The 22,363-nt window shown below is 69.6% G+C and carries 14 protein-coding genes; 3 read left to right on the top strand and 11 right to left on the bottom strand.

Translation table 11 applies throughout. The features are described from left to right. Window position 1 precedes the first annotated feature (1 nt). The 6 genes from kdpB to AB0M88_RS14455 form a co-directional block, all read right to left on the bottom strand. Window positions 2-2,110 carry a potassium-transporting ATPase subunit KdpB gene (gene kdpB, locus AB0M88_RS14480; RefSeq protein ID WP_364100796.1) on the bottom strand — a complete coding sequence of 703 codons (2,109 nt, stop codon included), beginning with the start codon at window positions 2,108-2,110 and terminating at the stop codon, window positions 2-4. Next, window positions 2,107-3,756 carry a potassium-transporting ATPase subunit KdpA gene (gene kdpA, locus AB0M88_RS14475; RefSeq protein ID WP_364100793.1) on the bottom strand — a complete coding sequence of 550 codons (1,650 nt, stop codon included), beginning with the start codon at window positions 3,754-3,756 and terminating at the stop codon, window positions 2,107-2,109. Before kdpA ends, kdpB begins: the two co-directional genes overlap by 4 nt. Next, the gene (gene kdpF / locus AB0M88_RS14470; RefSeq protein ID WP_364100790.1) at window positions 3,756-3,845 is read right to left on the bottom strand and encodes a K(+)-transporting ATPase subunit F; all 90 of its coding nucleotides are present in this window, start codon (window positions 3,843-3,845) and stop codon (window positions 3,756-3,758) included. Before kdpF ends, kdpA begins: the two co-directional genes overlap by 1 nt. Window positions 3,846-4,143: 298 nt before the next feature. Further along, window positions 4,144-6,642, bottom strand: a complete 2,499-nt coding sequence (locus tag AB0M88_RS14465) for an EAL domain-containing protein (protein WP_364100787.1) — start codon at window positions 6,640-6,642, stop codon at window positions 4,144-4,146. 131 nt (window positions 6,643-6,773) lie between these two features. Further along, window positions 6,774-8,537 (bottom strand): S8 family serine peptidase, encoded by a 1,764-nt coding sequence (locus tag AB0M88_RS14460; RefSeq protein WP_364100784.1) that lies wholly within the window; start codon window positions 8,535-8,537, stop codon window positions 6,774-6,776. Between the two features lie 203 nt (window positions 8,538-8,740). Beyond that, the gene (locus AB0M88_RS14455; protein WP_364100781.1) at window positions 8,741-9,685 is read right to left on the bottom strand and encodes a sugar kinase; all 945 of its coding nucleotides are present in this window, start codon (window positions 9,683-9,685) and stop codon (window positions 8,741-8,743) included. 647 nt (window positions 9,686-10,332) lie between these two features. Between AB0M88_RS14455 and AB0M88_RS14450 the strand changes: the two genes are divergently transcribed. After that, complete coding sequence (locus AB0M88_RS14450; RefSeq protein WP_364100778.1) at window positions 10,333-10,794, top strand: GNAT family N-acetyltransferase; 462 nt, start codon at window positions 10,333-10,335, stop codon at window positions 10,792-10,794. Between the two features lie 1,512 nt (window positions 10,795-12,306). On the opposite strand, the gene AB0M88_RS14445 is transcribed toward AB0M88_RS14450, so the two are convergent. The 4 genes from AB0M88_RS14445 to AB0M88_RS14430 all read right to left on the bottom strand — a co-directional run bounded on the left by AB0M88_RS14445 (window position 12,307) and on the right by AB0M88_RS14430 (window position 15,651). After that, window positions 12,307-12,708, bottom strand: coding sequence for a hypothetical protein (locus AB0M88_RS14445; RefSeq protein ID WP_364100775.1), 402 nt, complete (start codon window positions 12,706-12,708; stop codon window positions 12,307-12,309). Between the two features lie 52 nt (window positions 12,709-12,760). After that, complete coding sequence (locus AB0M88_RS14440; protein WP_364100772.1) at window positions 12,761-13,162, bottom strand: hypothetical protein; 402 nt, start codon at window positions 13,160-13,162, stop codon at window positions 12,761-12,763. 237 nt (window positions 13,163-13,399) lie between these two features. After that, window positions 13,400-14,737 carry a hypothetical protein gene (locus AB0M88_RS14435; RefSeq protein ID WP_364100770.1) on the bottom strand — a complete coding sequence of 446 codons (1,338 nt, stop codon included), beginning with the start codon at window positions 14,735-14,737 and terminating at the stop codon, window positions 13,400-13,402. Continuing rightward, window positions 14,629-15,651, bottom strand: a complete 1,023-nt coding sequence (locus AB0M88_RS14430) for a helix-turn-helix domain-containing protein (RefSeq protein ID WP_364100767.1) — start codon at window positions 15,649-15,651, stop codon at window positions 14,629-14,631. The genes AB0M88_RS14435 and AB0M88_RS14430 overlap by 109 nt, the downstream gene beginning before the upstream one ends. 608 nt (window positions 15,652-16,259) lie before the next feature. Between AB0M88_RS14430 and AB0M88_RS14425 the strand changes: the two genes are divergently transcribed. Continuing rightward, window positions 16,260-17,303, top strand: a complete 1,044-nt coding sequence (locus AB0M88_RS14425; RefSeq protein ID WP_364100829.1) for an acyltransferase — start codon at window positions 16,260-16,262, stop codon at window positions 17,301-17,303. A gap of 181 nt (window positions 17,304-17,484) precedes the next feature. Then, window positions 17,485-18,873 (top strand): PQQ-binding-like beta-propeller repeat protein, encoded by a 1,389-nt coding sequence (locus tag AB0M88_RS14420; protein ID WP_364100764.1) that lies wholly within the window; start codon window positions 17,485-17,487, stop codon window positions 18,871-18,873. Window positions 18,874-19,248: 375 nt separating this feature from the next. Here AB0M88_RS14420 and AB0M88_RS14415 read toward each other — a convergent pair whose 3' ends face one another. Beyond that, window positions 19,249-22,311, bottom strand: a complete 3,063-nt coding sequence (locus AB0M88_RS14415) for a PAS domain S-box protein (RefSeq protein WP_364100761.1) — start codon at window positions 22,309-22,311, stop codon at window positions 19,249-19,251. Window positions 22,312-22,363: the final 52 nt, after the last annotated feature.

The following is a 22,363-nucleotide window of genomic DNA, read 5'->3' as shown; positions in this document are numbered from 1 at the left end:
GTCAGATCCCGGGGATGAACTGGACGAGGAGGTCGATGAGCTTGATGCCGATGAACGGGACGATGACGCCGCCCAGGCCGTAGATCCAGAGGTTGCGGCGCAGCAGCGCGCTCGCGGACGACGGCGTGTAGCGCACACCCCGCAGGGCGAGCGGGATCAGCGCGATGATCACCAGGGCGTTGAAGATCACCGCGGACAGGATCGCCGAGCCCGGCGAGTGCAGCCGCATGATGTTCAGCTGGTCGAGCCCGGGGTACACGGCCGCGAACATGGCCGGGATGATCGCGAAGTACTTGGCGATGTCGTTGGTGATCGAGAACGTGGTCAGCGCGCCCCGCGTGATCAGCAGCTGCTTGCCGATCTCCACGATCTCGATCAGCTTGGTCGGGTCGGAGTCGAGGTCGACCATGTTGCCGGCCTCCTTGGCGGCCGACGTGCCGGTGTTCATCGCGACCCCGACGTCGGCCTGGGCCAGCGCGGGCGCGTCGTTGGTGCCGTCGCCGGTCATCGCGACCAGCCGGCCGCCCGCCTGCTCCTTCCTGATGTAGGCGAGCTTGTCCTCCGGCGTCGCCTCGGCCAGGAAGTCGTCGACGCCGGCTTCCGCCGCGATCGCCGCCGCCGTACGCGGGTTGTCGCCGGTGATCATCACGGTGCGGATACCCATCGTGCGCATCTCGTCGAACCGGGCCTTCATGCCCTGCTTGACGACGTCCTTGAGGTGGATCACCCCGAGCGCGCGGGCCGGCTGCCCGGTGATGTGCTCGGCGACGACGAGCGGTGTGCCGCCGGTGCCGCTGATCGTGTCGACGATTTCGCCGACCTCGTCGGTGGGGTGGCCGCCGTTGTCGCGGACCCACTTCATCACCGCGGTGGCGGCGCCCTTGCGGATCTCGCGGCCGGCGACGTCGACGCCGCTCATCCGGGTCTGGGCGGTGAACGGTACGAACGTCGCGTCGGCCATGAGCCCGGGTTCGCGTTCGCGGAGGCCGAACTGGTTCTTGGCCAGCACGACCACCGAGCGGCCTTCCGGGGTCTCGTCGGCCAGGCTGGAGAGTTGTGCGGCATCGGCGACGGTGGCCGCGGTGACGCCGTCGACGGGGACGAATTCGGAGGCCTGGCGGTTGCCGAGGGTGATCGTGCCGGTCTTGTCGAGCAGCAGGGTGTTCACGTCGCCGGCCGCCTCGACCGCGCGCCCGGACATGGCAAGCACGTTGCGCTGCACCAGCCGGTCCATGCCGGCGATGCCGATCGCGCTCAGCAGCGCGCCGATCGTGGTCGGGATCAGGCAGACCAGCAGCGAGACCAGCACGATGCCGGTGACGCCGTGCCCGTTGATCGCGGTCGTGTCCGGGGCCGCCGCCTGGTACGCCTTGGAGAAGATCGCCAGCGGCTGCAGGGTGACCGCCGACAGCAGGAAGATGATCGTGAGCGCGGCGAGCAGGATGTTCAGCGCGATCTCGTTCGGGGTCTTCTGCCGGTTGGCCCCCTCGACCAGGGCGATCATGCGGTCGATGAAGCTCTCGCCCGGCTTCTGGGTGATCTTGACGACGATCCGGTCGCTGAGCACCTTGGTGCCGCCGGTGACCGCCGACCGGTCGCCGCCCGACTCGCGGATGACCGGGGCCGACTCGCCGGTGATCGCCGACTCGTCGACGCTGGCGATGCCCTCGATCACGTCGCCGTCACCGGGAATGGTTTCGCCGGCCTCGACGACGACGATGTCGCCCTGCTGGAGGTCGGGCGCGGCCACCGTGCGGCCGTCCTTGAGCCGGGCCATCGTGTCGGTCCTGGTCGCGCGCAACGCCGCGGCCTGGGCCTTGCCGCGGCCCTCGGCGACCGCCTCGGCCAGGTTGGCGAAGACGACCGTGAGCCAGAGCCAGACCGTGATGGTCCAGGCGAGCACGCTCGGGTCGGCGATCGACAGGATCGTCGTGAACACCGCGCCGACCTCGACGATGAACATGACCGGGTTGCGCCACAGCGTCCGCGGGTCCAGTTTGGCCGCCGCGTCGGGCAGCGACTTCCCCAGCTGCCGGGGGTCGAGCAGGCCGCTCCTCACCGCGGCCGGCTTCGGTTTCTCGGCCGGGGGTCGTTCCATTACTGCGGTCATGATGTGAAGCCCTCCGCGAGGGGTCCGAGAGCGAGAGCGGGGAAATAGGTCAGCGCCACCACGATCAGCGTCACGCCGACCGTCATGCCGACGAACAGCGGCTTGTACGTGGGCAGCGTTCCTTCCGATTCCGGCACCGGCTGCTGCCGGGCCAGCGAACCGGCCAGGGCCAGCACGAGCACCAGGGGCAGGAACCGGCCGAGCAGCATGGCCAGGCCGAGAGCGGTGTCCCACCAGTGGGTGTTCACGGTGATGCCGGCGAACGCGGAACCGTTGTTGTTGGCGGCACTCGTGAACGCGTACAGGACCTCGGAAAGGCCGTGCGGCCCGGAGTTGAGCGCCGTGCTGTTGTTGCCGGTGGCGAAAGCCGCCGCCGTGCCGATCAGCACCAGCGCCGGGGTGGTCAGCAGATAGAGCGAGGCGATCTTCATCTCCCGGGCGCCGATCTTCTTGCCCAGATATTCCGGGGTGCGCCCGACCATCAGGCCGGCCACGAAGACCGTGATCACCGCCAGCACCAGCAGCCCGTAGAGGCCGGAACCGACACCGCCCGGGGCGACCTCGCCCAACATCATGTTGACCATCGGCATCATGCCGCCGAACGACGTGTACGAGTCGTGGAAGCTGTCGACCGCACCGGTCGAGGTGAGCGTCGTCGCGCTCGCGAACGTGGCCGAGTCCGGAATTCCGAACCGGACCTCCTTGCCTTCCATCGCGGCGCCGACCGCCTGCGGGACCGTGCCGCCGCCGTGCACCTCGAAGCCGACCGTCAACGCGACACTGCCCAGGGCCAGGATCGCCATGATCGCGAGGATCGCGTAGCCCTGCCGGTTCTGCCCGGCCATCCGGCCGAAGAGCCGCGGCAGGCAGAACGGGATCAGCAGGATCAGGAAGATCTCCAGCCAGTTGGTCCACGCGGTCGGGTTCTCGAACGGATGCGCCGAGTTGGCGTTGTAGAAACCGCCACCGTTGGTGCCCAACTCCTTGATCGCTTCCTGGCTGGCCACCGGGCCGCCGGTGATGTGCTGGGTGGCGCCGGTCAACGTCGACACGTCGGTGCCGCCGGACAGGTTCTGCACCATGCCGCCGACCATGAAGACGACCGCGAACAGCACGCAGATCGGCAGCAACACCCGCAACGTGATCCGGGTCAGGTCGACCCAGAAGTTGCCCAGGCTCGCGTTCTTGCGGGCCGCGAACCCGCGTACCAGCGCGACCGCCACCGCGATACCGACCGCCGCGCTCACGAAGTTCTGCACCGCGAGGCCGGCCATCTGCACCAGGTGGCCGAGCGCCGACTCCCCCGAGTACGCCTGCCAGTTGGTGTTGGTCACGAAGCTGACCGCGGTGTTCCAGGCGACGTGGGTGGCCATCTTCGGCATGCCCAGCGCCAGCCACAACCTGTCCTGCACCCGCAGGAACAAATAGAGGAACAGGACCGAGACGGCGGAGAACGCGAGCACGCTGCGGGCGTACACGCCCCAGGTCTGCTCCGCGCCCGGGTTCACGCCGACAAGCCGGTAGACGCCGCGCTCGACAACGCTGCTGCGTCTCGAGGTCACGACCTTGAACATGTAATCGCCCAGCGGCCGGTAACAGACGGCGATCGCGGCGATCAGGGTGATGACGAAAAGCCAGCCGGCCATCAGAACTTCTCCGGGAACAACAGGGCCGCCACCAGAAACACGGCCAGGATGACGGCGACGACCAGACCGACGACGTTGACGGCGCTCACCAGCGCTCGACCGCCCGGATCAGCACGGTGAGCGCCGCGAACAGCACCACCGTGAGCAGAACGAACCCGAGATCAGCCACGGGAGGACTCCTTGACGAGGAACAGCTCGATAGGTTGCGCCTCGAGATTCGGCGACCGGACCGGCGTACGTCATGGGTGTTCACACGTTGCGTACGCCGGGGCCCGATTCCTATACGCCTTGTTAACGCCCTTACGACGCGGGTCACTTTTCCCGCCGCGATCAACCGCCGTTACGCCGTCGGGCGGGTGGACGCCGCGGCGAGCGGGATGGGAGTGGCTACTCCGCCCGCGCCAGGAGAGCGGTCGGTGCCATCGTGCGATGCCAGGTCTCCAGCCACGTCAGGAACTGGTCCGCGGGCAGCGGCCGGGAGATGTAGTAGCCCTGCACGGAGTCGCAGCCCAGCCGGCGCAGGTGCTCGAATTCCGCCTGGGTCTCGGCGCCTTCGGCGACGACGTGCAGGCCGAGTGCGTGCCCCAGGTGCAGTGATGCGTCGGTGACCGCCTGCCGGCTCCGGTTCGTCGTGAGGTCCTGGACGAAGCCTTTGTCGATCTTCATTTCCTGGACGGGCAGGTCGGCCAGCCGGCCGAGGGAGGAATGGCCGGTGCCGAAGTCGTCGACCGACAGTCTGACCCCGAGCGCTCGCAGCGATTCCAGAATGTTCAAGCTGCGAGTGGGATCCTCCATGACGCCGGTCTCGGTGATCTCGAGTGTCAGAGCCTCGGCCGGAACGCCGTGCGCCGCGAGCGCCCGCCGGACCTCGCCGATGAGCGCCTGGTCGGCGATGGTTTGGGGGGAAAGGTTGACGGCGACCGACAGGTCGTGTCCGGCCCGCCGCCAGTCGGCGCACGCCGCGAGCGCGGTGTTCAGGACGTGTCGGGTCAAGGGCAGGATCAGTCCGGACCGCTCGGCCAGGGGAATGAATTCGTCCGGCGGGACCGGCCCGTCCGCGCTCCGCCATCGGCTCAACGCCTCGGCGCCGAGCACGCGGCCCGACGCCGGCTCCACCTTGGGTTGGTAGACAACCGTGACGGCGCCGGTCTCGACCGCGGTACGCAGCTCGGTCAGAAGCGACAGGCGACGCGGCGTGTTCCGGTCGTCCTCGGCCTGGTAGACACGTACGCCCGAGCGAGCTTGCTTGGCCGCGTACATCGCCACGTCGGCGCGCTGAAGCAACTGTTCGGGATCGCTGCCGTGCTCGGGCGCGAGGCAGACACCGATGCTGGCCTGCGTCCGCAGGACGAGATCGCCGACCGGGATCGGCTCCTCGACGGTACGTCGCACCTCGTCGGCGACCGCGAGCAGGTCGCCGGGCGTCCGGGCACCGGAAATGATCATGGCGAACTCGTCGCCGCCCAGCCGGGCAACGGTGCCCCGGCCGGCGAACCGGTGCTGGAGCCGGTTGCCGACCTCGCGAAGTACCCGGTCGCCGATGGTGTGCCCCAGGGCGTCGTTGACCTCCTTGAACCGGTCGAGGTCGAGCAGCAGGACGCCGACCGTACTCGGCACCTCGGCTGCCTGTTGCAGCTCGGCGAGCAGCTTGCGCCGGTTGGGCAGGCCGGTGAGGGCGTCGGTCACGCTGATGTGCCGCAGCCGTTCGAGCAGCCGCACGTTCGTCAGGGCGACTCCGGCGTGGGCCGCGAGCGCCCGCATCAGGCGCAGGTGGTCCGGCGTGAAGGTCTCGATGTCGGGCAGGCTCCCGGTGACGATGAGAACGGCGGTGGTGTTTCCCAGCGCCACGGGCACGGCCATGGCGTCGATCGGTTCGGACGGGCGGTGCACGCGCTGCTTCGCGGCCGGCAGGAAGACCACCTCACCGAGGCGGGCCGGGCCCCACCATACGTCGCCGTGCCCAGGGACGACGCCGGTCTCGAAGTCGTCCTGACCGGCGAGCCGGATCCGGACGTTGGCGTCGTCGTCGGCGAGAACCAGCTCGGCGGACTCCGCGCGGACCAGGTCGCGGGCCTGGCTCAGCACGACCCGCGCCACCTCGTCGGCATCCCGGGGCCCGTTCAGGCTGCGAGTGAATTCGTACAGCGCCTCGACCTGGGTATGCCCCTGGGTCTGCTGGGCGTAGCGCTGGAGCACCCGGTAGATCGCGAGGGAGAGGACCGCGAGCAGCACGGCCGCCGGTGCCTGCTCGCGGACCACGATCGCGGTGACCAGCCCCAGTGTCGTCGTGACGGCCACCAGCGGCAGTTGGAACAGTTTCCGGACGTCGGCGGTCAGCAGCCGCCGCCACTCCCCGCTGTCGTCGTGCAGCGCGATCACCGCGCTGATCAGAACGATGGAGATCACATCGGTCGTGAAGGTCGCGGCGAAGGCGGCGATCCACCCGGTCGGTCCGAGTGGATCCCACGACCGGGCGACCAGGTGGAAAACGGCACCGGCGGCAGTGGCCTGAACCCCGTAGAGCGCCGTGTTGAAGGCAAGTTTGCTGCCGCCCTGACGCCGGAATGCGGTGAGGCCGGCCAGTCCGCCGACTATTCGCACGGCGACGAGCAACGGCGGGGCGATCGTGGCGAGCCCGAGTACGAGGGGAATTTCACTGAGGCTGATGGTGTGCGCGCCGCGGCGGACGGGGAACGTGACGACGAACTTCTCCGCGGCGGCGAAGAGCAGGGCCACGGCGGCCAGGCGTACGACGTCATGGCCGGCCAGCGTGAAGCCGTCAGCGAGCCACACCGCCTGGACGGCGAGGGTGACCGCTACCAGAACCGCGGTCAGCACGCCGATCTTCGCGTCGGCGCTCAGCCGCTGGGGAGGCGCCTCACTCATGGGCAAACCTCCTCTCCGCTCGCTCAACTCAGTTGTCGGCGTCCGCCGGGCCGGGTTGAGAATTTCCGGCCGGCAACAGGAGAGCCGGCCGGGCGAGTCGCCCGGCCGGCTCAGCACTGACGAGTCGGACGCTAGGCCCAGCTACGCCCGGTCCAGGATCGCCCGCACCAGGTAGCCCCGGCCCAGGAACGCCCGCTCCAGGACCCGGCCGCCCATGATCGGCCGGACCAGACGCCGGAAGTCCACGACTGTCCCGACCAGGTGAGCGAGCTCCAGGTCACTGTTCCCCACGTGCCGGAGGCCCATGACTGCCCGGTGAACGCGGAGCCGGCCCAGACCTTGCCGTTCCAGGTGCCGCCCGACCATGCCTTGCCGTTCTTCGCCGCCGCGGTCCAGGTCGCCGGCGTCCATGGCGCGCCGAAGATGTCCTTCTCGCCGGTCAGCAACAATCCGGTGGCCGCCGCGGCGACGTGCGCGGACCCGCGGGAGCCCTCGAGGCTTCCCAGGCCGGTGGCGGCGGGGTAACTCTGCTTGGCGTTCAGCGGAACCTGCAGCGTCGCCGCCCCGGCGATGTCGAGCTGACCCGCGCCGGTGGCGATCGGATCGGCGCCGGTCAGCGGATCCGCGGACTGCACCAGCAGATTCTTGACCTGGTCCGGCGTCAACCCGGGACGTTGCTGCAGCAGCAGGGCGACCGAACCGGAGACCACTGCCGCGGCCTGCGAGGTACCGCTGCCGCGGAAGAATCGCAGCTGCCCGGCGGCATCGGCGACCCGGGCGCCCGGGTAATTGTCATCGATGTAGGAACCCGGGTCCCGCAGGGAGACGACGGACCGGCCGGCGGCCAGCAGATCGGCGTGCCGCCCGGCGTTCCCGCGGGTGCTGAAGGTCGCGACGGTGTCGTCGGTACGCACATCCGTGCCGTTCGGGTCAGCTGCGCCCACCGCGATGACGTACGGATTGGCCGCCGGCATGGTCACCCGGGTAGCCGCCGCCCCGTCGTTGCCGACCGAGACGACAACGACGATGCCGTTGCGCCAGGCGGCTTCCACCGCGTACGAGATCGGGTCGAGTTTCTCATCCTGGCTGGAGTCCGTGCCGAACGAGAGGTTCAGTACCCGGATGTTGAGGCCGGGATCGTTGCGATGGCTCACCACCCAGTCGATTCCGGCGATGACCTGGGAGACGTCGCTGGCTCCGTCCGCCGCGGCGACCTTGAGACTGATCAGGTGTGCGCCCGGGGCGACACCCTGGAAGCCCACGGCGCCGGTCGAGGTCGTGGGGTCGCTGCCGGCGATGATTCCGGCCATGTGCGTGCCGTGGCCGTACGTGTCGATGTCGGCGAGTCCCGGTGTCTGCGACTCGAAGGACAGGTCAGGTCCATTGATCACCTTGCCGGGCTGGTTGAGGCCGGTCACCGGGGCCACGCCGGAGTCGATGAGGGCCACGCCGATCCCCGCGCCCGTGAGAGAGGCCGTGTCGACCGTGTTGTCCTTCTTCTTGCCTCCGGCCGCCTTTTTGACCGAGTCGACGGCGATGTTCTTTCCGCCATCGTCGATCCACTTGTCCGCCTTCATTCGTACCGCGGTGTCAGCGGTCACCTCGGCGACGCCACCGGCGGCTCGCAGCGCCGGAAGCGCGCCGGAGGGCACCTGGGCCGCAAAGCCGGAGATCAACGCCAGCGGGCGGCCCACCGCGCCACCCGACTGCCGGACCGCCGCTTGCACCCTCGTCACATCCGCGGCCGAGGTGGCGCGGACGATGACGCCGACCAGGGGTCCGGTGGGCGTGCTCGCGGACGCCGGCACCCCCGTGGCCGCCAGCACCGCGACCACCGCGAGTCCGGTCAGCCCCCCGGCTGAGCGGCCGAGTCTTATCCGAGTCCTGCTATCCACGATGCGCTCCTTATCGAACCCGCCCGATTCGCCGGGGACAGTTCGGCTGAGATGTCCGCGACCATCGTCCGGAGCCGCCGGAAGATGAGCGGAATGCCGAAGGGAGTTCGGGACCGAAGGAGGCCACGGTCGGAACAGGCACATTCAAGCCAGTGCCACGGGTCCGGTCGGGTCGTCGTGGAGAGCGTGACGGTCGGCGGCGATCACGCCGACGTCAGCAGCCGTTCGGCGGTCTGGAGCTCCGCGAACGAGCGGTTACCGGACATCGGACCCCGCCGCGTCACGGCCATCGCGCCCGCGACGTTCGCGTAGCGCAGGGCCTGTGCCGCCTCCATCCCCGTCAGGTAAAGCGACAGGAAGGTGCCGCCGAAGCAGTCGCCGGCACCGGTCGGGTCGACCTCGTCCACCGACAGACCCGGCACGCTGAATTCGTCGCGACCGGGCTGGAACAGGCTCGCTCCCCGCGCACCGCGCTTGATGACAACCGCCTCCGCGGACCGGGCCAGCAGCGCGGCCGCGCACTCCGCTTCGGTCGCGCTTCCGAGGAGCACCTGCAGCTCCCCCTCGCTGGCGAGGACGATCTGCGAACCGTGCAGGATACGGCGCAGCACCCGGACGTACTCCTCGCGCGTGAGCATCTCCGGACGGATATTGGGGTCGAACGAGACTCGGACCCCCCGAGCCTGGGCGGCGTCGAAGACTTCCCCGATCGCATCGACCGCGGCCGCGCTGAACGCGCTGCTGCCCATGAGGTGGACACAGTCGAGGTCGCGGAGGCCGGCTTCCAGGTCGGTCAGCCCGAACCGGCCCGACGCGGCGTCGGCGAGGTGGAAGATGAACGAGCGTGACCCGCCGCTGCGGTAGCTCACGAAGGCGACGCCGGTCGTGCCATGCTCGTCGACCGTGATGTGGTCGAGCCGTACCCCGCTGGCACGCAGGCGCGTCAGGCACACTTCGCCGAACGCGTCCGGGCCGACGGTTCCGACCAGCGACACCTCGGCCCCGCACAGGGCGGCTTGGTCGGCCAGGATGGCCGGCGCCCCCGAAGGGTACGGTCCGATCCAGCTCCCCGGTTCGAGGCTCGACTGGTCCATCTTCTCGGCGACCATCTCAACCAGAATCTCGCCGATGCACAACAGCTTCGCCACAATGCCTCCCCGCCCAAGTCGGCATATTATGCCAAGACCAGCGCGGACGGCGCCTCAGGCCACAGGTCGCTAGGCGCTTCGGCCATCGGCCCGACCGGCCGAAACGCCCGAGGGGAACGCGGCGCCGGGCCGGGCCGCGCCGCCGATACCGCCTGACAACCCCGGGCTTCGTCCGAGGCACTCGAACTCGTCGAGCGGCCGGCGACGGTCAAGGCAATCGGTACGTCGTACGACCCCAAGGACGCGCGCCAGCCTCATGACGCCATTACGTAGTGTGACCAGATGACGATGCGCCTTACGTTGTCAGCGCGGCAGATGAGATGACATGCGTCGGTCGGTCGCGGCCGGCGGGTGGGGTCGAGGTGTGCCCCGTTCGGAGTCTTGACGACCGGCGGATTCGGGGGGCTCCTCAGCTCAACGCAGTGTATTTCTACATTGGACATTGATGGTTACGGAGCTCGAGGAGGCTGCACCGGCAACAGCCGCACCCTCGCTCACCGAGCGTGACGATCGGCGGAGAGCCTGGGCACGCGTTGTCCGCGCCAGATGCGGATATCTGAAAGACTCCTTGAATGGAAAGGGCGTGGAAACTCCGTCCCGCTCTGCCGGCAGACGCAGAGTGGCTTGCTGACCTCAAGGCGCGCGCAATGCGTCCGGACTTGGAGCGCCTCGGACTCTGGGACGAGGAGTGGGCTCGCCGACGATTCCTCGAAACGTACGTTCCAGTCAACACCGACATCATCGAAGTCGGTGAGAAGCCGGTGGGTGTCATCGCCGTGCGACCCGAGCCAGATGCGCTTTGGATTGAGCATTTCTATCTCGATCCGGCGGCTCAGGGGCGCGGCCTCGGCCGCCAGGTGCTTCAGTACGTCATGGACGCCCATCGAGACGGCAGACCGTTCCGGCTGGCAATCGACCGAGGCAGCGCTGCGCGTAAACTCTACGAACGCGTTGGCTTTGTTCACCTCTATGACGACGACAACGGCGTGGACCAGGTATTCGGCGCTCCGGGAGGCGTCTTCGCACCACACCGATCGTCCTGTTCGTCGCGTAATCCGCAGAACTGCGAATCCACCCGAGAACGGTGGAAGAAGGTCAGCGAGGTCTGATACCAAGCCGGTGAGCGGTGCACTGTCATCGCCCGGAAATCGGCAAGCAGAGCCGACCGGAAGTGCGCGAAGTCTTCGCGCGTCGCGACAAGGCTCGGATCGACGTCAGTAGCTCGTCCAGTCGCGTACGGCTCCGCCGCACGATCCTCTCCGTCCGGCAGATCATCTGGCAGATCAGCCGCCTGGCCTGGCGCCGGCTCGTCGGCGGCAACCGCCTCGCAGTTCAGATCGGCGTGTTCGCCGCTCATGCCGGACATGGTGACACGGAGCCGTTACCGGTCGGCCGACCACCTGCGGGGGACGGTGTCGGCGTTCACGAGGCGGCCTTGCGTGTGAACGTGAGGTGGGTGACCCCCCACCCACCGCGCGCTGGACAGAATCGGCAGCGCGTCCAAAAGGCAACGCGAACCGCGCGATCAACACGCGGCGACCCGGACCGCAGGAGGGGCGATGCACCACACCTCGCGCGCTGTTGTAGTAGCGCTTTCCGTAGTTTGTGTGCTGGCCGCATGCGGCAAGCCGGCCGCGTCACCCCAGGATTCTCCGGGCCCGGAAGCATCGCCTCCAGGCCCGGCCGTCTCCAACGATCCGGCATTGGCGACGGCGGCGAACGACGTCGAACCGCTGCCGCGTACGTCATTCACCAACTCCTTCGCAGGACTCGTGCTCGACCATGCCGCGCACGCCCTGATCATCTACCGCCGTTCCGACCCGGGTCTCGACGCCGCGGTACGGCAGCGATTGCCCGCCGTACGAGTCGCCTTCCGGACGCGAAGTTCTCCCTGCGGCAGATGCGGGACCTCACCACGAGGGTGATGGACGATGCGGGCTACTGGCGCGACAGCGGTGTCGATGTCAACGGTGCGGGGCCCACACCGGACGGATCCGGCGTTGAGGTGATGACGACCGACGGCAGCCTCGCCGACCAGCAGGCCATGAACCAGCGCTACGGCAGCGGTCAAGGTTGTCCGCGGCGCCCCGCAGGCCCCGATCGGCCGGACACCGTGGCGGCCCTCACCCAGTTGACGGCCCCCGCGTGCTGCCGGAGGACCACGAACGGCGGCGAGCGACCTCCCGAGCTGCGCTGCTGGGTTGCTTGCGGAGCGGCCGGGCGGCGGCCGGGCGGCGGCCGGGCGGTGCGGGGTCCGGGTCGACCTCGGGGCCGGCCGACAGCCGGGGATCCGGCCGGGCCGAGCCGACCAGAACCGACGAGCACGGCGCAGCGTCCGGCACCGTCTCCAGGGGCCCCGGCTGCCTCGGATGCCCCCGTCGTGAACAGGCGGTCCTTGGTGTACCAGGCTCCCGCTCCCGCGGCTCGGGAGCGGGAGCCTGGTGTACACCTGTGCCGCCGCCCGGCTCTCAGCTCCCGCCGGCCCTGTCGCGGATCAGCCGCACAGCGGCAGGTCCTTCAGGTCGTGATTCCAGTCGTAGTTGCGGTAGGTCGCCCCGAACCTGACGCAGTGGCTGCCTCCTCGTCGCGGTGTCGTTGGTCCTGTGCGTGCGGTGCCAGTGTCAGCACGCGGGAAGGATGCGGCCGAAAGACCTCCAACCGGCGTCGTCGAGGTTGACGTCGCTGACGTAGACGTTCTTGTTACCGCTGTCGTCGTCGGTCAGCAGCCAGATGCTGTCCTGGCGACCGTTGTGGGCGTAGGTCGCTCCGGGGGTTTGGCAGTAGAAGTAGTTGGTCCCGACCCACAGGTTTCCGGCGTGTGTGGAGTTGAGCGCGTTGGGTGACCAGTGCGTCCACTGCGAGACGACGGTGTCGAAGTAATGCTTGGCGTATTGCGCCGACGTCGCCGCCTTCGTGGCCGTGGGTCCGGATTCCTGAGCGTGGGCCGAGCTCGCGGTGCCGACCAGGAGTCCTGCGGCGGCAAGTAGTCCGATCAGAGCGCGGCGCGCCGTATGCGGTCGCATGTGGGTACCTTCTCCTTGCGGTGTAGTTGGTCTTGCCGGTGCGGCGCCGGTGTCAGCACGCGGGAAGGATGCGGCCGAAAGACTTCCAACCGGCGTCGTCGAGGTTGACGTCGCTGACCCAGACGCTGCTGTGTCCGGTGTCGTCGTCGGTCAGCAACCAGACGCTGTCCTGGCGGCCGTTGTTGGCGTAGGTCGCTCCGCTGGCTTGGCAGTAGAAGTAGTTGTGGCCCTTGTACAGCAGGCCCTCGTGTGTGGAGTTGAGCGCGTCAGGCGTCCGGTGTGTCCACTGGGTGACGACCGTGTTGAAGTAATAGACGAAGTCGCAGCAGCTCTCGGGTGCGGCGGAGGGCTTGGCGTCGCTCGGGCTGGCGGCACTCGGGCTGGCGGCGCCGAGGACGAGTGCGGCAGCGGTCAGCAGGCCGGCGCCGGCACGGCGCAGTGCAACGGATCGCATCGGTGAGGACTCCCATGATCAGAAATGGCCAGGCGGATGAACAGGCGCGAAAATGTGCGCGCGGCGCGGCAGAGATGCCGGCGTAACCGGCTGTCTCGCCACTGACTCCATCGTGCTGGTGTGCCGGACGGGACGACAGGTCACCGACCGTTCACGTATGACCGGTCCGACCGGATCGCCCGCCGACCGCCGGCACCGGCCCACACGGTTCGTGACCCCTACGACGGCTCTGTGGGTTCAGCCGCCGCCGGGCGGACTCTCGTGTCCCTCAAGGGCATCGAGCAGCCGCTCGACCTCCTCGGCCTCCTCATCGCGCCCCTGCCGCCGGTACAGTTCCAATGCCTCTCGCCACACTGCTTCGGCCTGGTCACGGCGGCCTGTCGCGAGATGGGGATGCCCGAGCCGGGCCAGGGTGTCGGCGGCTTCGTAGGCGTTGTCGAGGTCCCGGTAGAGGCTGAGGGCGCGGCGGTAGGAGCGGATGGCGTCGTGTTGTCGTCCACTGTGGTGCCCGATGTAACCGAGGCTGTCCAGGGTCTGCGCCTGACCGTCGATGTCCTGGTGACGCTCGAAGAGGGCCAAAGCGGCCCGGCAGTGCTCGCGGCCCACGTCGTACTCCTGCACGCGGGCCGCGTACCAGCCGACGGCGTTGAGCGCGTTGCCTTCCGCGATCGCGTGGCCAAGGCCGCGGTAGAGGTCCAGGGCCCGCCGGGCATGCTCCAGAGCGCGCCGGCCGTCCGGGTGGATGGAGGCGAGGGTGTAGTGCGTCTGGGCCTGCACGGCGCGGTCGTCTTGCTGCTCGCTCAGGGCGAGGGCTTCGCCGAGCGCGGCGAGCGCCTCCTCATGATGCCCGAGGACGACGTGGGCCCGTCCCAGAAGGCGGTGGCTGAGGATCTGGGCGCCCACATCGGGCAGTTGGCGCGCGGCGGCAGCCGCGAGTCGCCACCCCGCGAGTTGGTCGTGGCGGTGTCCTCGCCGGTACTGGAAGTTGTGCAACGCCCACGCCAGCTGCCAGACCGTGGTGTGCGACGCGTGGGCGACGGCCGCCTGCTGGGCGGCGATGAGATTGTGGTGCTCGGCCTCGAACCAGTCCATCGCCGCCGGGATGCCGGACAGCGCCGAGGGGTGGCAACCGGCCGCCGGTGGGGCGAGGTCGATGGGCTTGCGATGGTATTCCAGGAGCCGATCGGCGGCGAAGGCGGTGTGGAGGTAGAAGTCCAGCACCCGCCGCAGCGCCGCCTGGCGGGTGCCCTCGGGCAGGTCGTGGGTCGCGGCGTAGCGGCGGATCAGGTCGTGCATGTGGTAACGGTGAGCGACATCCTGGCTGATCAGCGACGCCTGTTGTAGCCGGCGCAGCACCGCCCGCGTCCGTGGCCGGCTCAACCCGGTGAGGCTGGCGGCGGCCTGCAGGCTGATATCGGGTCCCGGTGCGCTCGCCAGCAGCCCGAACACCTCCGTCTCCTCATCGCTCAGCGCCGTGAGGGACAGCGAGAGCACCGCGAGCAGACTCGCGCCGGGGTCGGCGTCGTCCAATACCTCCAGGGCGCCTTCCCGTAGATCGACCGCGAGCTCGGCCAACGGCAGGTGGGATGGGTGTGGGCCCGGCCGGCGACGATGCTCAGCGCGAGCGGGAATCCCCCGCACAGACGGACGAGCTCGTCCACCGCCGCGGGTTCGGCCTCGATGCGTGTCCTGCCGAGCCTGGCCGCCAGCAGCCCGCGGGCCTCGTCGTCGGAGAGTGTGTCGACCGGCAGGTGGTGCGCGCCGTTCCCGGTGACCAGGCCCGACAGGTGGTTGCGGCTGGTGACCACGACCGTGCAGGTGTCCCCGCCCGGCAGCAGCGGCGTCACCTGAGCGGTGTCGACCGCGTTGTCGAGAACCAGCAGCATCCGCCGGCCCGCCACCAGGCTGCGGAACAACGCCGCCCGCGCATGCGTCGCGACCGGGATACGCGACGGCTCCACGCCCAGCGCGTCCAGAAAGCCTCGCACCGCCACCGCGGGGTCCATCGGTTCGCCGTCCGCGCTGAAGCCCCGCAGATCGACGAAAAGCTGCCCGTCGGGAAACCGACTGGCATTGCGGTGCGCCCAGTGCAACACCAGCCACGATTTACCGACCCCGCCGGCACCCGCGACCGCCGACACGACGACCGTGCCCACCGCATCCGCCCCCAACACCACGTCCAGACCCGCCAGCTCACGCCCGCGACCCACGAACGGCACCGGCGAAGCGGGCAGTTGACGCGGTACCGGCAGATCCGCGGCCGAGCCCGTGCCCACCGCCGCGGCCAGCAACCCGTCCCGCTCGGCCGGCCCCAGCTCCAGCGCCGCGGCCAGCAGGCGCACCGACTCCAGCTGCGGATTGCGGCGGCGGCCGGTCTCCATGCCGCGAATAGTGCTCACCGACACACCGGAACACTCCGCCAAAGCCTCCTGCGTCAAACCCGCACCCAACCGCAACCGGCGCACCGTATCCGCAAAAACGTCCCCCATGGGGCTTTCCTACCAGTAGCACGCCACCGCACCCGACCCGGCCGACACCGCCGTCACCGCTCGCCAACCCGACGCCTGGTAGTGGACCCATGACCCTCGGCCCGGCCCACGGGGAATCCCACAGGCCCAGCAGTCCGCCAAGGACTGGCCGCTCTGTCCGAACAGCTCCGCGACACCGTCAACCAACGCCGCTGGTCCGCCGATCCTGCATCGACGGGGATGTCGATCCTCTCAGCGCCAGCGCGCTGGCTGAGCCCTGCTGACCGGTTCAGGATTTCCTCAGCTCCCGAACCGGAACATTTCCCACCGTGGAGGCCCGCTCCCCTGCACCCGCGCAGACAGTGCTCGCGCCGGCTGGACGCCAGTGGCCGGGCCCGAGGTGGGGCAGCAGCCCGGGGGCGGCCACCGACAGGCCCGGACACGATTTGGCGACACGAGGTGTGGATGCTCGCGAGCGCGGTACCTCGGTCCGCGGTCGCGGCCGCAATGGAAGGAGTTGTCATGCTCGCGGATAACATCGGCCGTGGCGACCGCGATCCCGCCGTCCCCACTACCGCAGGCGCCGCGCGGGCGCCTCAGGACCGCGCAACCATCCGTCGTTGAGCCGGGTGGATCCGGATCAGACCGCCGTCCTGGCCGCCCTGGCGCCCGGCGAGAAGGGTCATGGTCCCTCGTTCGGCTACAGCCGGGCACTCGACGGCATCCGGGCATTGGCCGTGGCTTCCGTCGTGCTGTTCCACGCCGGGGTGCCCGGCCTGGCCGGCGGGTTCCTCGGCGTGGACACCTTCTTCGTCCTGTCCGGCTTCCTCATCACCTCGCTGCTGCTCACCGAGCGGCAGACCCGCGGCCGGATCGACCTCAAGCGGTTCTGGACCAGGCGCGCACGGCGGCTCATGCCGGCCCTGCTGGCCGTGCTGCTCGCCACCGTCGTGGTCGGCCGCTTCGTGCTCGACGGCGACGCGCTCGGCCTGCTGCGCACCGACGCGTACGCCGCTCTCGGCTACGTCGCGAACTGGCGGATGATCTTCCGCGGCACCGGGTACGTGGCCGCCACCGCGACCGCCTCGCCACTGCAGCACACCTGGTCGCTCGGTATCGAAGAGCAGTTCTACCTGCTGTGGCCACTGCTGATCACGGCGGTCACCGCCGTACTGGCGTTCCGCCGCGCCCGGGCGGCGCTAGTGGTCTCCTGTTGCGCCGGTGCGGGCCTCTCGCAACTGCTCTGCGCCCACTTCTTCCGGCCGGAGTCCATCGGACGGGCGTACTACGGCACCGATACGCGCGCCCAGGCGCTCCTGATCGGAGCCGCCCTGGCGGTCGCCCTGACCCCGGCGGGCGGTGTGCGGGCCGGGCGGCGACCGCCACCGGCCGGACGCGCCGGGCTCGCCGTACTGGGCCTGAGCGGTGCTGCCGGCACCCTGTGGCTGTGGCACGTGGCGTCGGATCAGGCATCCTGGCTGTACCGTGGCGGCCTCACCGTGGCCGCGCTGGCCACCGCCTTACGCCCACGGGAACTCGACCACGCGACGGGCGCAGCCGGACATCGAAGAAGCCCGGTGCGGAATTGTCGGCAGGCCGGCGAGCAGAGGTCCCTGACCGCCCGGCTTACGGGCCGCCCAATGCCCGGGACTCCGGTAATCAGCACAACTTGAAATCGCATGTTTTCACGTTCCGGCGGGACGGGCGCGACGGCACTGGCCTGCAGTTCTGCGGCTCTGAATGTGGGTGAAGGTAACGGCCGGGCGGTCCCGTGGCCGGCCGCCGGAGGTCATATCGGTCGCAGTCGCTCCCGGCCAACGTTGGATCGCCTAGGTCGTGGGTACGGTTGCCGGCATGGCTCTTTCCGCCCGAGCCGGCGCCAGTGTGGCCGGTCTGCTCAGCGTGGTAGTGCTCACGGCCTGCACCCAGGCACCGAAGGCGGTCGAGCCGTCGTTCCCACCGGCCGCCGCTTCAGCTCCTACGCCAGTGAGCTCGTCTCCGGTCGCAGCCGACGATTGGCCCACGTACCACCGGGACAACACCCGCTCCGGCCTCGGCCCCGCGCAGCCGGCGGCCACCAGGTTGACACCAGCCTGGCGGGCGCGCCTGGACGGCGCCGTCTACGGAGAGCCCCTGGTCGTGGGTGGCCGGCTGCTCGCAGCCACCGAGAACGACACCGTCTACGCCCTCGACCCGACGGACGGCGCCGTCCTCTGGTCGCGGCACGTGGGCAACCCGGTGCCCCGGTCCGACCTGCCGTGCGGTGACATCGACCCGTTGGGTATCACCAGCACGATGGCCTACGACGCCGGCTCCGGCCTGGTTTTCGCGCTGGCCGAGTCCGCCGGCGGGGTCCACACCCTGTACGGCATCGACGTCCGGACCGGCCAGATCCGCGTGCACCGCGTCGCCGAGCCACCCCGAGGCGACAAGATCGCCCATCAGCAACGGTCCGCGCTGACCGTGCTTCAGGGCAGGGTGTACATCGCCTACGGCGGCCTGGACGGCGACTGCGCCCAGTACATCGGCTCGGTGGTCTCAGTCCCGGTGAGCGGTTCCGGCGCTGTGCAGAGCTACGCCGTCCCGACCTCGCGCGAGGGCGGCATTTGGTCGCCCGGCGGCGGAGTGGTGCTCGGCGGCCGACTCTACTATGCGGTCGGCAACGGCGAGTCCACCACCGGCTTCGACGGCAGCGATACCGTCATCGCCCTCGACCCGGCCCTGCACCGTACGGACTTCTTCGCGCCGGCCACCTGGGCGCAGGACAACGAGAACGACCTCGACCTCGGCTCGATGACCCCGGCGGTGGCCGGCTCCGCGTTGGTGATCGCCGGCAAGCGAGGCGACGCGTACGTCCTTGATCCCACCCATCTCGGTGGACTCGGCGGCCAACGGAGCCAGACCGCGATCTGCAAGGTGTTCGGCGGTGCTGCCGTGAGCGGGACCATCCTGTTCCTGCCCTGCCGCGACGGCATCCGATCGGTCACCCTCGACCCGGCCTCCGGCGCCCTGCGGCCGGGATGGCACGGACCGTCCGGCGCTCGTGGCTCCCCGATCGTTGCCGGCGGCGCGGTATGGGTCGTCGACTACGACGGCGGCCTGCTGTATCTGCTCGACCCCGGCACCGGCCGGGTGCGGTCCAAGCTGGCGATAGGCCAGTCCCCCCACTTCGCCTCGCCTACGGTCGCCGCCGGCCACGGCTACGTCGGCACCTTGACCGGCGTCGTCAGCGTCACCTATTAACCATCCGCCGGCGCCGTTATACCGCAGCCACCGCGAGCCCGCGGGCCATCTCCGAGCTCTGCCTCAGCATCTCCGAGACACCGTTTCACGACCTCGCCCGGCAGCTCGTCGCGTCGACGCTAGTGGTCACCGGCAGCCATGACTCGCTCACGGGGCGGCGGACGCCGGTCGAGGAACACCGGGCCGCAGCCGAGCTGGTCGGCGACAACCTGCACTGAGCTACTCGGGCGACATCCCCGTGTGGTGAACAGTTCGGGCGGCAGTGCGAGGTCGAGGGACGTACGCCCGCCGGCCGGCGCAATCGGCGCCTGGCCCGCCGCTCGGTGGCAAGCAACCGGATCGCGGCCCGGGACGGCTCCCGGGACGGTTCGGTGATCACCGGGCTGGAGTGTGTTCGGTCGGCGGCGGGGCGGCTGAGGCGTCCGGATGCGGCTGGTGCAGCTTGGCGTGGACCCGGTCGAGCAGTTCGCGGGTGGTGAAGGGTTTTTCGATGATGGTGACCCCGTCGGGCAGGGTGCCGTTCTCGGTGAGGACGGGTTCGGCGTAGCCGGACATGTACAGCACGGGTAGCTCCGGCCGGATCGTCTGGATGCGGGCGGCGACTTCGTTGCCCATCATCTTCGGCATGATCACGTCGGTGAGCAGCAGGTGGATGGCATCGGATCGACTCTGGGCGATGTGGATCGCCTGCGCTCCGCCGGTTGCGGCGAGGACCTGATAGCCGGCGCGGGCGAGGATGCGGGTGGCGACTTGGCGCAGGGCGTCTTCGTCCTCGACCAGCAGAATCGTTTCGGTCGCCGGTGTGGTGGCGGTGGCCGGTTCGCTGTCCGAGGTGATGGCGTCGTTGTCGGCGGGGGCCTCGACGGAGGGCAGCATGACGGTGACCGTCGTGCCGATGCCGGCTTCGGAGTACAGCCGTACGTCGCCGCCGGCCGCGGTCGCTATGCCATAGACGGTGGCGAGGCCCAGGCCGGTGCCGGATCCTTTGGGTTTGGTGGTGTAGAACGGCTCGAAGGCGCGCTCGATCACCTCCGGGGGCATTCCCACGCCGGTGTCGCTGACCCGCAGCCGGACGTAGCGGCCGGCCGGCACGTTGGTGGTCGTGGTGTCAGCGGCGCCGATGTCGGCGGGGCTGGTCTCGATCGACAGGGTGCCTCCGCTGGGCATGGCGTCGCGGGCGTTGACGGCGAGGTTGACCAGGATCTGTTCGAGCTGGCCGGCGTCGGCGTAGACGGGCCGTAGCTGCCGGTCGAGGGTGGTGATCAGGTGAATGTGTTCGCCGAGGGTGCGGCGCAGCATCGGCTCGATGTCGCCGATGACGTGGTTGAGGCTGAGTACCTGCGCCTGGGTGATGTCGCGCCGGCCGAAGGCCAGCAGTTGTTTGGTCAGCCGGGTGGCGCGTTCGGCCGCTCGGCTGACCTGCTCGAGGTCCTGGCGGGCTCCGGCCAGATCGGCCGGGCTCGGCATCGGCTCTTCCAGCGTTTCGGTGAGAAGTTCGGTGTAGTTGGTGATCACGGCCATGATGTTGTTGAAGTCGTGGGCCACCCCGCCGGCGAGTTGGCCGAGACTCTCGAGGCGGCGGGCGTGTTGTAGCTGCCGTTCCCCGGCGTCGCGTTCGGCTTGAGCGATCAGGCGTTCGCGTTCGTGCTGGGCGATGAGGCGTTCGGTGACGTCGCGTACGGCGGCGGACACGATGACGCCCTGGTCGGTCTCGAGCGCGGACAGGCTGATCTCGGCGGGAAACTCGGTGCCGTCCTTGCGTACCGCTGTCATCGCCTGCCCGCGGGCGGTGGACCGGTTGTCGAGCCGGGCCAGGTTGTCGCGGTGCAGCGGGTGCGAGGCTCGCGCCCGTTCCGGGATGAGGATGTCGACCGGCCGGCCGAGCAGTTCCTCGCGGTGGTAGCCGAAGAGCCGTTCGGCCTGGGCGTTGATCAGCGTGATGGTGCCGTTGCCGGTGACGCAGATGGCCGCGTCGGGAGCGGCCTCGAGCAGTCCCTCGAACATCGCCTCGGCGCGCCGGCGTTCGGTGATGTCCTGTGAGATCGCCGCGATTCCGGTGACGTGGCCGTCCTGGTCGCTGATCGGCGACAACGTCAGCGACACCATCACGATGGTTCCGTTCTTACGCCGATGCCGCACCCGGTGTTGCCGGATCCGTTCCCCACCGGCGACACGCCGCAAGACCTGCATCTCGGCGTCCTGCCCATCCGAGGGCAACAGCAGGGACGCGGGCCGGCCCAGCACCTCGGTGCGGTCGTAGCCGTAGAGCTCCTGCGCGCCGCCGTTCCAGCCGGTGACAACCCCATCGACGGTCTGGGCGATGATCGCGTCGTGCGACGACTCCACGATCGCCGCGAGACGTTCCCGCTCGGCCAGCGCCCGGGCCCGGCCGGCCAGCGCGGCCGCCTGAGCGGCCAGGTCGGAGAACAAAGCCACGTCGTCGTCGGCGAACAGGCTGCGATAGCGGTCAAGCATCAGCAGAGCCGCCAGCCCGTCCGCCGTGTGCACCGCGGCCGCGGTCAGAAAGCGGGTATTGGAGGCTTGGGCCAAGGTGACGGCGAGCGCGGGAGGATGCGTCCACCCGGCCAGGGCGTCGATCGGCAGATGACTTTCCAGGACCTCCTCGAGATCCCGGCGGCTCCATTCGTCCTTGGCCGAACGGAGACCTGCGGCGCCCGCTATCCGCACCGTGCCTGCTCCGGAGGGCATCAACACCACCACGGCATCGGCGCCGAGAACGCTCCGGGCGCCTTGGCAGTAGGACTGCCACGTCAGCGCGGCCGGCTCGTGGACGGGCGCGGCGAGCAGCCGGCGCATCACCGCGTACGGCGCGTGCCAGGACCACCCCCGGCGTAGCCAGTGCGGCGGCACGAAGGCCAGCAAATACAGCAGTGCCGAGACCATCGCCACCGCCCGCGCGTCCGCCGCCAACCCTGACCCGCCCCCCGCTACCAGCAGCGCGGCACCGAACAGCGCGGTGCCGTCCGCGGCGCACCACAGCCGGATGCGGGCCGCGCCACCACGCCGGCGGGCCTCCACCGCGAACAGCCACGCCGCCGCGCTCTCACTGGCGAAGAAGACGACGACCAACGGCCAGACGATCAGTGACTTCAAGGGCCGGGGCAGCAGCAGCACCGGAACAGCGGAAACGATCCAGCCCGCCGCCACCACGGCAAGCAGCCACCGCGGCACCGGGCGCAGCCGGCTGACGAGTCGCAACGTCAGAAACGGCTGAGCCAGCAGCAACGCCGAAACCAGACCGCGGACCGGCCGGGGCGGGGCACCGATCAGTCGGCTGAGTACCGCGAGCACGAACAGCATCGCGACCGCGGCGAAGATCGCCATGACGTCCAGCAGCAGCGGATCGCGGTCGCGCAGATACCGCCACGACACCCACACCAAGATCAGCACGAACAGCGCCGTAACCAGGACTGTCATGATGACCCACGCCCTTCTTGGCAATACCGGCAATAAGAGCATTCCTGGCAAG

Source organism: Actinoplanes sp. NPDC051411 (assembly GCF_040682075.1).
In the GTDB taxonomy this organism is placed as follows: domain Bacteria; phylum Actinomycetota; class Actinomycetes; order Mycobacteriales; family Micromonosporaceae; genus Actinoplanes.
Note: the sequence above shows the minus strand (reverse complement) of the source record. Positions and strands in the feature narration are given on the sequence as shown.

Excerpts from the sequence above, each read along its gene's own strand:
- kdpB (WP_364100796.1), bottom strand. The coding sequence starts at position 2,110 with ATGACCGCAGTAATGGAACGACCCCCGGCCGAGAAACCGAAGCCGGCC.
- kdpA (WP_364100793.1), bottom strand. The coding sequence starts at position 3,756 with ATGGCCGGCTGGCTTTTCGTCATCACCCTGATCGCCGCGATCGCCGTC.
- AB0M88_RS14465 (WP_364100787.1), bottom strand. The coding sequence starts at position 6,642 with ATGAGTGAGGCGCCTCCCCAGCGGCTGAGCGCCGACGCGAAGATCGGC.
- AB0M88_RS14450 (WP_364100778.1), top strand. The coding sequence starts at position 10,333 with ATGCGTCCGGACTTGGAGCGCCTCGGACTCTGGGACGAGGAGTGGGCT.
- AB0M88_RS14445 (WP_364100775.1), bottom strand. The coding sequence starts at position 12,708 with ATGCGACCGCATACGGCGCGCCGCGCTCTGATCGGACTACTTGCCGCC.
- AB0M88_RS14440 (WP_364100772.1), bottom strand. The coding sequence starts at position 13,162 with ATGCGATCCGTTGCACTGCGCCGTGCCGGCGCCGGCCTGCTGACCGCT.
- AB0M88_RS14430 (WP_364100767.1), bottom strand. The coding sequence starts at position 15,651 with ATGGGGGACGTTTTTGCGGATACGGTGCGCCGGTTGCGGTTGGGTGCG.
- AB0M88_RS14420 (WP_364100764.1), top strand. The coding sequence starts at position 17,485 with ATGGCTCTTTCCGCCCGAGCCGGCGCCAGTGTGGCCGGTCTGCTCAGC.
- AB0M88_RS14415 (WP_364100761.1), bottom strand. The coding sequence starts at position 22,311 with ATGACAGTCCTGGTTACGGCGCTGTTCGTGCTGATCTTGGTGTGGGTG.